Source organism: Nonomuraea sp. NPDC050451 (assembly GCF_044458585.1).
On the sequence record NZ_JBITHZ010000013.1, the window covers coordinates 45,717 to 56,864 of the forward strand.

The window sequence follows — 11,148 nt, forward strand, 5'->3', positions numbered from 1 at the left end:
GTGAAGCTCGCCGTACAGGAGCAGCTTCTGCCCGGCCGCACGCTGCAGGAGAAGTTCGCGTTCGCGCTCGATGCCGGGTTCGACGCCATCGAACTGCGCGGCAAGGGCGATTTCCACTTCGCGGGCCGCCTGACGGAGCTCAAGCGGGCGCGGGCCGACGGCGTGGTCATGCCGACGGTGTGCGTGGACATGCCGCACTTCATCGGCGACTTCGACCCGGCCAAGCGCAAGGACGCCATCCAGCAGCTCAGGTCGCAGCTCACGGTGATCGCCGAGCTCGGCGGCATCGGCGTCATGACGCCTGCCTCCTGGGGGCAGTTCTCGCTGCGGCTGCCGCCGTTCGAGCCGCCGCGCAGCGCGGAGCAGGACCGCGAGGTGCTGACCGAGGCGCTGGGCATCCTGGGCGAGCACGCGCAGCGCAACGGCGTCCTGATCATGCTCGAACCCCTCAACCGGTACGAGAACCACATGGTCAACACGCTGGCCGAGGCCGTCTCCTACTGCTCGATGGACTCGATCAGGATCGTCGGCGATACGTACCACATGAACATCGAGGAGGACGACCCCTGCCGCTCGCTGGTCGAGGCCGCCCCCTACCTCGCGCACATGCAGATCAGCGAGTCCAACCGCAACCAGCCGGGCACCGGTCACATCGACTGGGGCGCGCAGCTGGCCACGCTCGACGCCGTCGGCTACGACGGCTACCTCGCCCTGGAATGCCGCCTGCGGGGCGAACCCGAGATCGTCCTCCCCCAGACCGCGGCCTTCGTCAGGAAATACCTATGACCCTTCGCGACGCTGTGCGCGTCCTGGTGACCAACTGGGACGGCAGCTACACGGTCCCCTCCCGGCGCCTGTACCCACACCAATGGAGCTGGGACTCCGCCTTCATCGCGATCGGCAACGCCCGGTGGTCGCCGCGAAGGGCCAGGACCGAGCTGCTCTCCCTGTTCGGCGCGCAGTGGCGCGACGGCAGGGTGCCGCACATCGTGTTCAATCCCGCGGTGCCCGAAGGGGCCTACTTCCCCGGGCCCGAGTTCTGGCAGGCGCACGCACCGGGAGGGTCCGCGACCTCCGGCATCGTCCAGCCGCCGGTCCACGCGCTGGCCGCGTGGAAGACGCACCTGGCCGAGCCCGACCCGGCGTTCCTGCGCCGGATCTACCCCCGGCTCGTGGCCCAGCAGGAGTTCCTGCGCGCGGCCAGGCGTTCCCCCGAGGGGCTGATCTCGATCGTGCACCCCTGGGAGTCGGGCATGGACAACAGCCCGGCCTGGGATCTGCCGCTGCGGGCCGTACGGCCCGACACCGTGGGCTTCGTCCGCAGGGACCTCGCCACGGTCAGCGCCGAGGAGCGGCCCACCGACCGTGACTACGAGCGCTATGTCTCGCTCGCCCGCGCCTACCGCGACTCCGCCTACCGCAGTCCGGGGGAGTTCCAGGTCGAGTGCCCCCTGTTCAACGCCGCGTACGGTGTCGCCGAGTCGACGCTGGCCCGGATCGCCGAGGCGTGCGGCCTCGACCCCGAGCCGCACGAGCGCGAGGCGGCCGCGATCACCGACGCCATGGTCGAGCACCTCTTCGACGGAGGCCTCTTCCAGGCCCGCGACGTGCGCACGGGGCAGCTGCTCCACTCCGGCAGCACCGCCGGGCTGACCCCGCTCATGCTCCCGCACCTGCCGGACGAGGTCGCCGACGCGCTGATCGGCACCGCGCTCGACCGGTTCGCGCTCAAGGACGGGGCGCTGCCCAGCTACTCTCCCGCGGCGCCCGAGTTCGACCGGGCCCGCTACTGGCGCGGCCCGAGCTGGATCAACCTCACCTGGCTCGTCTGGCAGGGGCTCAAGGACCGCCGCCCCGACCTCGCCGCCCTGGTCGCCGAAGGGATGGTCAACGCGGTCGCGCGATCGGGCTTCCGCGAGTACTTCGACCCCTTCAGCCTGCACGGCCACGGCAGCCACGACTTCAGCTGGTCAGCCGCCCTCATCCTCGACGTGGTCGCTGAGCACGGCCTGGACGGTCTGCCGGCGTCTGGCCGCGAGGTCGGACAGGAACTGGGGGGCCTCGTCGAACCCGACGACGTCGGTGATCACGTGCTCGCGTAGCCGCCCTCCGTACCGCCTGAGCAGGGAGATCGTCTCGTGCGAGAGCCTCTCCCTGTCCCAGGAGTGCGCCAGGCCCCGCGGCACCCGGCCGATCTGGGCGCAGCGCAGCGTCAGCCCGTTGTGGTGGAACTCCTCGCCCAGCCGCACCTCCTCCGCGCCCTGGGTGTAGAAGGCGAGGTCCACCAGCGTGCCCTGAGGGCGGAGCATCCTGAGCCCGAGGGCCAGCGCCCTGGTCTGGCCGCGGCACTGGAACACCACGTCGGCGCCCCGGTCGTCGCGGCCGTGCCGCCAGCGGCGCTTCAGGTCCATGGCGGGATCCTCGTCGGCGGTCAGGACGTTCGCGCCGAGCGCCTCCGCGATGGCCAGCCTGGCCGGGGTCTCGTCCACGACCACGACCTCCGCCGCGTCGCAGGCCATGGCGAAGCACGCCGTCAGCAGCCCCACCACGCCCGCTCCCACGACCGCGACCCGCCGTCCGCGCACACCGTCACCGAGCCGCTGCACGGCCGGGCCGTGCAGGTCGTGCGCGGCGTGCAGGAGGCCGTTGGCGCAGATCGGACCCATGTGGGCGACGTAGACCCCGAGCATGGGGTCGAGGTCGTCCGGCAGCTCCACGAACCGGTCGGCCATCGGGTCCGCCACGTACGCCGTGCGATGTCCGTAACACATCGCGACCAGCGCCCCTTCGCTCACCGCCCGTGTACGCGTCTCGACCACCAGGCCGACCTGCATGTAGCCGATGCCGCGCACCGGGTAGGCGATGGACGGCGTGCCCTCGGTGAACAGCCCGAGCGCCGGGTCCCAGGTCGAGGACAGGTACGGGTTGGTGCCCTTGACGTAGGTCAGCTCGGTCCCGGCCGAGACCCCGCTGTGGGTGGTGGCCAGCATGAACCCACCCGCGGGAATGCCGGGCAACTTCTCCTCCACCAGGCAAACTTCCCCTGGCGCCTCGATACTCAGGACTGCGCCCATGGCCTCACTCCGTTCGACGGCTCGGTCGCTGGGGTCCGTCGCCTTCCCTCGTCGCTCTGGTCGCTTCGCTCCCGCCGCTCCTCAGTCCAGGCGACGGCGCTCCCTCGCTCCCATCCAGCACCACCGGCCTCCGTTCCGCCGCGGACTGTGCGAGGGCCAGCGCCAGGCGGTGCGTCCGCAGCGCCTCCCCGTACGGTACGCGTACGTCGGCGTCCTTACCCTGCACCGCGTTGATGAACTCCCGGTCCACGCGCGTCTTCGCCAGGCCGTCGTCCTCGATCACCCGCCGGCCGTCCACCAGCAGCCGCGTCTCGCTGAGCTCCAGCGCGAGGCCGTCGGCGCACACCTCCAGCCCCACCCGGTGCTTCTGGGAGAGCAGGCAGGAGGTGGCCAGCAGCCCGGCCGCGCCGTCGGCGAAGCGCAGGACCGCCGCCGTGGCCCGGTCCACCTCGCCGTCGTTGTGGTTGGCGGCGGGTACGGCGTGCACCATCGACACCTCGCCCACCAGGACCCGGGCGAGATCCAGTACGTGGACCGCCTGCTCGACGATCTGGCCGCCGGACATGGTCGGGTTCAGCCACCAGGCGACCGGCGGCACCTTGTCCAGCCAGTGACCCAGGGCGAGCCGTACGGGGCGCTCCGCGAGCAGGTCACGGGCGTGTTCGATGAGGTCCAGATAACGCCAGTGATGGCCGACCGCGGTCGGCAGCGATCTTCGCTCGATTTCGGACGCGATGTTTTCTGCGGTTTGGAGGTCGAGCGAAAGGGGTTTTTCCACAAAAAACGGTAGATTACACGACAGAACATCATGTTCGGGGGTGCCGTGCGCGAAAGGAGGCACACAGACGTAAACAGCATCGAGACCGCCGGCGCTGAGTAGGTCGGCATGGTCACCATAGGCGGGGGCGCCGTGCCGGGAGGCCAATGCCTCGGCCCTGTGGAGATCAATGTCGGCGATTCCCGCGATCGTGACATCTGGGAAGCCGGACAGTACATCTGCGTGGCGAGCGGCGACATTTCCGGCACCGATGATGCCGACGCGGGTCATTGGGGACACATTCCGGCATATGCCACATCTGATCGCCATCAAACAAAGAGGTTCAAAGGCGCATAGATCGGGCAGAAGTCGTGACCTCGTGAGATCGGGGCTTACTGCATGGAGAGAAACCTGCGAGCCTTGGCCAGAATCCAGGAGTGGTACGGTCCGCACTCGAGCACGGCAGCCGAGTGGCCGGTCGACGCCTTGATGCTGGCCAAGGGATCCACCACGGTTAGTGTCATCCTGCCTGCTCGTGACGAAGAGCGCACAGTGGGTGACATCGTCCGCGTGATCCACCGTGACCTCGTCGAACGGGTTCCGCTCGTCGACGAGATCCTCGTCGTCGACTCCAACTCGATCGACGCCACCGCCGAACGCGCCCGCGAGGCGGGGGCCCGCGTGGTGGCGCAGAACCAGGTGCTCTCCCACCTGCCGCCCTTGACGGGCAAGGGGGAGGCGCTGTGGAAGGGGCTGGCCGCCTCAAAGGGTGACATCGTCGTGTTCGTGGACGCCGACCTGCTCAACTTCGGCGCCCACTTCGTGTCCGGCCTGGTGGGGCCGCTGCTGGTGGACAGTGACATCAGCTTCGTCAAGGCGACCTACGAACGTCCGTTCACGGGCGAGGACGGCGTGGTGCGCCGCGCCGCCGGCGGCCGGGTGACCGAGCTGGTCGCCCGACCGTTGATCAACATGTTCTGGCCGGAGCTGGCCGGGTTCGTCCAGCCGCTCGGCGGCGAGTACGCGGCCAGGCGCGAGGTCCTGGAGCAGGTGCCCTTCGTCACCGAGTACGGCGTGGAGTTCGGCCTCCTCGTCGACCTGCTCCAGCTCGTCGGCCTGGACGCGATGGCCCAGGTGGACCTGGGCAGCCGTACGCACACGCACCAGTCGATGGGCGCGCTCGGCCGGATGGCCGGGCAGATCATGCTCACCGCCTGGTCCCGCCTGGAGCGCCAGGGGCGCGTACTGGCGGCTCAGCGCCCCGCGCACACGATGCTGCAGTTCGGGATCGACGGGGCGGACCTGGTGGACGTGGCCGTGGCGGAGCGACCTCCGCTCGCCTCCCTCGTACAAGAGGAGGATGTGGCATGAAAGTCCTGGTCAACGCGGGACCGTGGCTCGCGGTCCCGCCCCCCGGCTACGGCGGGATCGAGAACGTCGTGGCCACGCTGGTGCCCGCGCTGCGCGAGCGCGGCGTGGAGGTCGTCCTGGCCTCCGTCGGGTCCAGCACGCTCGAGGTGGACGAGCTGATCAGCGTGTACGACGACGGCCAGTTCGCCGAGTTGCAGAAACCGTACAACCAGGTCATGGGCATCGCGCACGCCCACCAGGCCAGGGTGGCGGCCGAGCTGCGCGCCCGCGACGACATCGACCTCGTCCACGACCACGTCGAGGTCGTCGGGCCGGCGGTCCTGTCGGCGTTCGGCGGGCCGCCCGTCCTGCACACCCTCCACTGGGACCTGCGCAAGCATCCCGCGTTCTACGGCGCGTTCCCGCCGTCGATCGCGGTCAACGGCGTCTCGGAGTCGCAGCTCGCCCGCGCCCCCGATGCCCTGCGGGCGGCCTCGCTCGGAGCCGTCTACCTGGCCAGCCCGCTCGCCGACCGCGACCTGCGGGTCGATCGGGGCGAGTACCTGATGGTCATGGGCCGGATCTGCGGGCTCAAGGGCCAGCACGTGGCGGCCAGGATCTGCCAGAAGCTGGGGCTCCCGCTGGTGCTGGCAGGGCCGGTCAGCGGCCGGAACACCCCCGCCGAGCTGGACGTCGTGGTCCAGAACCCGTACCACCCGCTGAACAGCCATCCGGACGTCCGCTACCACCTCGACCAGGTGTCCCGTTATCTCGACGGGGACCTGGTCAGGTGGGTCGGCGCCGTGGGCGGCGAGGCCAGGGACCAGCTCTACGCGGCGGCCAGGGCCGCGCTCTTCCCCATCCAGTGGGACGAGCCCGGTGGCACGGCCGTCGTCGAGGCGCTCGCGCTCGGGGTGCCGCCGGTCGGGCTGCGCCGCGGCTGCCTGCCCGAGATCATCGACCACGGCCGCACCGGCTTCCTGGCCGACTCCGAGGAGGAGCTGGCGGAGTGGGTGCGGCGGGTGGACGAGATCGACCCGGAGGAGTGCCGCAGAGAGGCCCGCCGCCGGTTCTCGCCGGCCGTCATGGCGGAGCGCTACCTGGAGCTGTACGAGGCCACCACGGCCCGCTGACCTCATGCCGCACTGAAGAGGCGCCTGAGCCGGATGGGGAGCCGGCTCGGGCGCCTCGGAGCGTCCGGTGTCAGGCGAAGCCGCGGGGGAGCACGATGACCGGGCAGGGCGAGGCCCGCAGCGCCTTCATGGCCAGCTCGCCCAGGAACACCCGGTGCGGCTGCGCGTCCTCGCTGGCCGCGCAGACCAGCATTTCGCCCGGCAGCCACTCCACGTCGGCCAGCGCGGCGGCCACGTCGTGCCCCTCGGCCACCTCCGCCTCCGCCTCGATCCCGGTGGTCTCCCAGGCCAGCCGCACGGCCAGCGCGAGGTCGTCCCTGAGCTTGCCCGGATCCTCCGTGCGCAGGTCGAGGGTGATCAGCCGGAGCGGGATGCCCAGCCGCAGCGCCGCCTGCGCCACCCGTTCGACCGCCTCGTCGCACTGCGGCCGGTGCACGTACGCCAGCGTCAGGCGCCCGGGCCCGTCGACCGGGACGTACTGGGCGGGCGCCAGCATGACCGCCTGGGACGACAGGTGGAGCAGGTGGTTGGAGGTGGCGCCGATGGTGATGCGGCCGTGCTGGCCGCCGTCGGCCGAGCCGACCACGATCAGGTCGGCCCTGATGCGGCTGGCCAGCACCGACAGCCCGCGCCCCGTGCCCCTGCTCTCGTACGTGAGGTAGCCGGCGGGGATCGAGCCGAGCTCCTCCGCCGCGTGCGCCAGGTTGGCCTGCGCCTCCACCGCCAGCCCCGGGCTGCCCGGCGGGTAGATCGTGGCGACCGTGAGCTCGCCGCCGGTGACCCGGGTGATCGCGGCGGCCAGGGCCAGGGCGTCGCGCCCGCCCGGGTCGTTCGTGTAGCCGACGATCACGTGCTCTCCGATCACGACTGCCCTCTTACCCGCTCTGAGCTGGGAATACGCGGCCTTGATCGGAACGTTGTAAACCATTGGAGGCGCAAAGAAGTGAAGATCACCCTTGACATCAGTTTCAACGGGACCCTCGGTCCGGTCACTCTCCGTGAAGCGGTTCAGCAGCTCAAAGAGCGGGATCTGGCCTGCACGGTGGCGGCGGACACCGTCGAGCAGAAGGTGATCGTCTTCTCGGCCTGCGTGGAGCGCGGGTTCACGCCGCTCCGCAGCGAGATCATGGCCGCGTACTACGTCGCCGAGCGCGACGCCACCTCCGAGGCGTTCGCCCGGGGGCTCATCAGCGGGGCCGAGCTGGAGACGCGGCAGGCCGCCCTCGTGCGCCAGCTTCTTTCTTAGGACATTTCCCGACTTTCGGCCTTATGGTCGAGGCATTTAACAGCGGGAGTTCGTAAGGTCGTGTCCATTGCCCATTCACGGATTGGACACACGTGTACCGCGACATCGTCGACTTCGCCCTGACCACGCCCGGGTGGCTGCACACCCTCGCCGAAGTCGGGACGGATGCCGGGTTATTCCTGTTCGTGGCGCTCTATGCGGCGGCCGCGTTCCGGGCGTGGCGGGCTCCGGCCCGCGACCTGGCACTGGTGATCGCGGGTCCGGCCGGGGTGGTGTTCGCGTACGTCGTGAGCGAGGTCGCCAAGACCATCATCAGGGAGGACCGGCCGTGCCGGGGCGGGGTCACGACGATCTCCGCCTGCCCGCCCTCGGGCGACTGGTCCTTCCCCAGCAACCACTCGGTGATCGCGGCCGGGGCCGCCGCCACCCTCGTGCTCGCCTGGCGGGCGCTCGCGTGGGTGGTGCTGCCGCTGGCGGCGGTCATGGCGTTCTCCCGCGTCTTCGTGGGCGTGCACTATCCGCACGACGTGGCCGCGGGGTTCCTGCTCGGCGTGGCGCTGGCCCCGCTGTTCGCCCTGCTGGTGGTGGGCGCCGTCACCCCCGCTGTACGGCTCGCGAGAACCCGTCTGTCGCCTCAATGAGCCGGTCCACGATGCCCGGCTCGGTGAAGGCGTGCCCGGCGTCGTGGATCATGTGGAAGTCGGCCTCGGGCCAGGCCTTGTGCAGGTCCCAGGCCGTGGCCGCGGGCGTGCAGGCGTCGTAACGGCCCTGCACGATCACGGCGGGGATGTGCCTGATCTTGTCGACGTCCCTGATGAGCTGCTCGGGCTCGAACCAGCCGCCGTGGTGGAAGTAGTGGTTCTCGATGCGGGCGAAGCAGACGGCCAGCTTGTCCTCGCCGAACTCCGCGACGAGCTCGGGGTCGGGCAGCAGCGTGATCGCGCCCGCCTCCCACTGCGCCCACGCCTTGGCCGCCGCCAGCCTGGCCTCCCCGTCCTGCCCTTCGAGCCGCCTGCGGAAGGCGGCCATGAGATCCCCGCGCTCCTCGGCGGGAATCGGCGCGAGGAACGACTCCCACCGGTCGGGGAACAGGTAGCAGGCGCCGTCCTGGTAGAACCAGTGCAGCTCCTGGGGCCGCAGCGTGAAGATCCCCCGCAGGATCAGCTCGGTCGTGCGGTCGGGGTGCCGCTGCGCGTACGCCAGGGCCAGCGCGCTGCCCCACGAGCCCCCGAAGACCTGCCACCTGTCGATGCCGAGGTGCTCGCGCAGCTTCTCCATGTCGGCCACGAGGTGCCACGTGGTGTTGGCGGCCAGGTCGGTGGCGGGGTCGCAAGCGTGGGGCAGGCTGCGGCCGCAGTTGCGCTGGTCGAACAGGACGATCCGGTAGCGCTCCGGGTCCCACTGGCGCCGGTGCTTGGCCGAGCACCCGCCGCCGGGGCCGCCGTGCAGCATGACAGCGGGCTTTCCCTCGGGATTGCCGCAGACCTCCCAGTAGATCTGGTTGCCGTCTCCCACGTCCAGCAGGCCGGACTCGTAGGGTTCGATGGGCGGGTACAGCGTTCTCATAGTCTCCGATCCTGCCTCATTCCGGCGAGTCGTAGGGTGATCGCATGGAGCTGGTGACGATCGACGACATCCGGACGGCGGCCGGGCGGATCAAGGGCGTGGCGGTGCGGACGCCGCTCGTGCGGATGGGCGAGGCGTGGGTGAAGCCGGAGAGCCTGCAGCCCGTGGGGGCGTTCAAGCTCCGGGGCGCGTACAACGCCGTGGCCTCGCTGCGGCCCGACGGCGTGGTGACGCACTCGTCCGGCAACCACGGGCAGGCCCTCGCCTTCGCGGCCAGGGAGTTCGGGGTGCCGTGCGTGGTCGTCGTGCCCGAGGGGACGCCCCGGGTGAAGACGGCGGCCATCGAAGGGTGGGGCGCCGAGGTCGTCGTCGTGCCGCCCGAGCAGCGGGAGATCGTGGCCGGGAAGCTGGCGGCGGAGCGGGGGCTGACGCTGGTGCCGCCCTACGACCACCGGGCGGTGATCGCGGGACAGGGCACCGTCGGGCTGGAGATCGCCGAGGATCTGCCCGACGTCGAGGTGGTGCTGGTGCCGGTGGGCGGCGGAGGGCTCGCGTCGGGGGTCGGCACGGCCGTCAAGGCGCTGCGGCCCGACGTCCGGGTGATCGGGGTCGAGCCGGAGCTGGCCGCCGACGCCGCCGAGAGCCTGGCCGCCGGCCACCCCGTGGAGTGGGGGACGGCCCGGACGTTCCGGACCGTCGCCGACGGGCTGCGTACGGCGCTGTCCGAGCTGACCTTCGCGCACATCAGCCGCCGGCTCGACGAGATCGTCACCGTGTCGGAAGACGAGATCAAGGCCGCCATGGGGCACCTGGCGCGCTCGGCCCGGCTGGTGGCCGAGCCGAGCGGGGCGGTCACCACGGCGGCGCTGCTGTCCGGCCGGGTCGCGCCCGGGCGCACGGTGGTCGTGCTGTCCGGGGGGAACGTGGACCCCGAGCTGTTCAGGCAGGTGATCTAGGCCCACTCGTGGCGCGCCAGGAACGAGCGCTCGCCCGTGGCGTACTCGTGGAAGGCGGCCTGCACCTCCGCCAGCTCCGGCACCATGGTCCGGATGAGCGTGCCCTCCTTGTACTCCAGCTCGTAGCCGGGCGACACCTGCAGGAAGTGCTGCCCGAAGTTGACCAGGGCCACGAACGGGTTCTGCGCCGACAGCGTGGCGAGGACGTCGTGGATCAGGCCGAGGTCCGGGTCGTGGACGACCATGCCGTCGCCCGTGTGGAGCTGCATGCCCTCGTAGACCCCCAGGGGCGCCACGTTGTGCACCAGGTCGCGCTGAGGGTCGTAGCAGACCAGCCCGTGCGCCCGCGCGATCGTGAACACCTGCCCGGACGTCTCGTCCATCGTGTCCAGGTCCATCGTCACCAGCACGTGGCCCGGGTAGATCGTGACCTCCCCGGGCAGCTCCTTGGCGACGTCGGGTGCCTCCCCGGTCACAGGGGAGTCCCGCTTGACCGCCAGATAGGTGGCGCGGGCCTGGTCCCTGCTGATGGGCACCGGCTCGTCCCACACCATCAACTCAACGCTCATCGGTCCATCTTGACGGACGGGCACCGTACTCGCGCGACACGGCACCCATGTGCCGGAAAGCCGTGCCGGACAAAGTTACGCGGGCTTCTCCGAATCCGGCACCAGCTCGACCGTGCAGGCGGCGCATCGCCGGGCCTCGGCGGGGATGTCGCTGAGGCATTCGGGGCACTGCTTGGTCGTGGCGTTCTTGTCCCGGTCGAACAGGCTGATCAGCCGGGTCATCGGGGCCACGATCAGCCAGTACACGACGGCGGAGACCATCAGGAAGGTGACGAGGTGGTTGAGGAAGTCGCCGTACTTGAACCGGCTGCCGTTGACGGTGAAGGAGTAGTCGGCGAAGTTCGGTTGCCTGCCGCCGGTGACGGCGCCGATCAGCGGGGTGATCAGGTCGGCGACGAGCGCCTGCACCAGGCCGCTGAAGGTGGCGCCGATGATCACTGCCACGGCCAGTTCGACGATGTTGCCGCGAAGTAAGAACCTTTTGAAGCCGCCCATGG

At 70.5% G+C, this 11,148-nt stretch carries 13 protein-coding genes and 1 pseudogene; 8 read left to right on the plus strand and 6 right to left on the minus strand.

Translation table 11 applies throughout. The annotated features are described in order from the left end of the window. Nucleotides 1-786 (plus strand): sugar phosphate isomerase/epimerase family protein, encoded by a 786-nt coding sequence (locus ACIBI9_RS33760; RefSeq protein WP_394501210.1) that lies wholly within the window; start codon nucleotides 1-3, stop codon nucleotides 784-786. After that, a pseudogene (locus ACIBI9_RS33765) lies at nucleotides 783-1,961 on the plus strand (MGH1-like glycoside hydrolase domain-containing protein); the annotation flags it as partial. The gene ACIBI9_RS33760 and the pseudogene ACIBI9_RS33765, both read left to right, overlap by 4 nt. 9 nt (nucleotides 1,962-1,970) lie before the next feature. Here the strand turns inward: ACIBI9_RS33765 and ACIBI9_RS33770 are convergent. Together ACIBI9_RS33770 and ACIBI9_RS33775 are read right to left on the minus strand one after the other, a co-directional pair. Further along, nucleotides 1,971-3,074, minus strand: a complete 1,104-nt coding sequence (locus ACIBI9_RS33770) for a zinc-binding alcohol dehydrogenase (RefSeq protein ID WP_397228022.1) — start codon at nucleotides 3,072-3,074, stop codon at nucleotides 1,971-1,973. A gap of 4 nt (nucleotides 3,075-3,078) precedes the next feature. Next, complete coding sequence (locus ACIBI9_RS33775; RefSeq protein ID WP_397228473.1) at nucleotides 3,079-4,065, minus strand: Gfo/Idh/MocA family protein; 987 nt, start codon at nucleotides 4,063-4,065, stop codon at nucleotides 3,079-3,081. Between ACIBI9_RS33775 and ACIBI9_RS33780 the strand changes: the two genes are divergently transcribed. From ACIBI9_RS33780 to ACIBI9_RS33790, 3 genes are all read left to right on the plus strand, one after another. Then, entirely contained in the window at nucleotides 4,012-4,188 is a 177-nt protein-coding gene (locus ACIBI9_RS33780) for a hypothetical protein (protein WP_355191473.1), read from the plus strand. The two genes, ACIBI9_RS33775 and ACIBI9_RS33780, sit on opposite strands and share 54 nt — an antisense overlap. Nucleotides 4,189-4,251: 63 nt before the next feature. Next, nucleotides 4,252-5,202 carry a glucosyl-3-phosphoglycerate synthase gene (locus ACIBI9_RS33785; protein ID WP_397228024.1) on the plus strand — a complete coding sequence of 317 codons (951 nt, stop codon included), beginning with the start codon at nucleotides 4,252-4,254 and terminating at the stop codon, nucleotides 5,200-5,202. Further along, entirely contained in the window at nucleotides 5,199-6,314 is a 1,116-nt protein-coding gene (locus tag ACIBI9_RS33790) for a glycosyltransferase (RefSeq protein ID WP_397228026.1), read from the plus strand. The genes ACIBI9_RS33785 and ACIBI9_RS33790 overlap by 4 nt, the downstream gene beginning before the upstream one ends. Before the next feature lie 70 nt (nucleotides 6,315-6,384). On the opposite strand, the gene ACIBI9_RS33795 is transcribed toward ACIBI9_RS33790, so the two are convergent. Further along, on the minus strand, nucleotides 6,385-7,179 hold the full coding sequence (locus ACIBI9_RS33795) for a universal stress protein (RefSeq protein WP_397228028.1): 795 nt from the start codon (nucleotides 7,177-7,179) through the stop codon (nucleotides 6,385-6,387). 78 nt (nucleotides 7,180-7,257) lie between these two features. Here ACIBI9_RS33795 and ACIBI9_RS33800 point away from each other — a divergent pair, with 78 nt between their 5' ends. After that, complete coding sequence (locus tag ACIBI9_RS33800; protein WP_397228030.1) at nucleotides 7,258-7,560, plus strand: hypothetical protein; 303 nt, start codon at nucleotides 7,258-7,260, stop codon at nucleotides 7,558-7,560. A 92-nt stretch (nucleotides 7,561-7,652) separates the two neighbouring features. Continuing rightward, nucleotides 7,653-8,201, plus strand: coding sequence for a phosphatase PAP2 family protein (locus ACIBI9_RS33805; protein WP_397228032.1), 549 nt, complete (start codon nucleotides 7,653-7,655; stop codon nucleotides 8,199-8,201). On the opposite strand, the gene pip is transcribed toward ACIBI9_RS33805, so the two are convergent. Further along, the gene (gene pip, locus ACIBI9_RS33810; RefSeq protein ID WP_397228034.1) at nucleotides 8,155-9,126 is read right to left on the minus strand and encodes a prolyl aminopeptidase; all 972 of its coding nucleotides are present in this window, start codon (nucleotides 9,124-9,126) and stop codon (nucleotides 8,155-8,157) included. The two genes, ACIBI9_RS33805 and pip, sit on opposite strands and share 47 nt — an antisense overlap. A 44-nt stretch (nucleotides 9,127-9,170) precedes the next feature. Between pip and ACIBI9_RS33815 the strand changes: the two genes are divergently transcribed. Further along, complete coding sequence (locus tag ACIBI9_RS33815) at nucleotides 9,171-10,082, plus strand: threonine/serine dehydratase (RefSeq protein ID WP_397228036.1); 912 nt, start codon at nucleotides 9,171-9,173, stop codon at nucleotides 10,080-10,082. On the opposite strand, the gene ACIBI9_RS33820 is transcribed toward ACIBI9_RS33815, so the two are convergent. Together ACIBI9_RS33820 and mscL are read right to left on the minus strand one after the other, a co-directional pair. Beyond that, nucleotides 10,079-10,651 (minus strand): hypothetical protein, encoded by a 573-nt coding sequence (locus ACIBI9_RS33820; protein ID WP_397228038.1) that lies wholly within the window; start codon nucleotides 10,649-10,651, stop codon nucleotides 10,079-10,081. The genes ACIBI9_RS33815 and ACIBI9_RS33820 overlap by 4 nt on opposite strands. Nucleotides 10,652-10,726: 75 nt before the next feature. Further along, the gene (mscL, locus tag ACIBI9_RS33825; protein WP_397228040.1) at nucleotides 10,727-11,146 is read right to left on the minus strand and encodes a large conductance mechanosensitive channel protein MscL; all 420 of its coding nucleotides are present in this window, start codon (nucleotides 11,144-11,146) and stop codon (nucleotides 10,727-10,729) included. Between the last annotated feature and the right edge of the window lie 2 nt (nucleotides 11,147-11,148).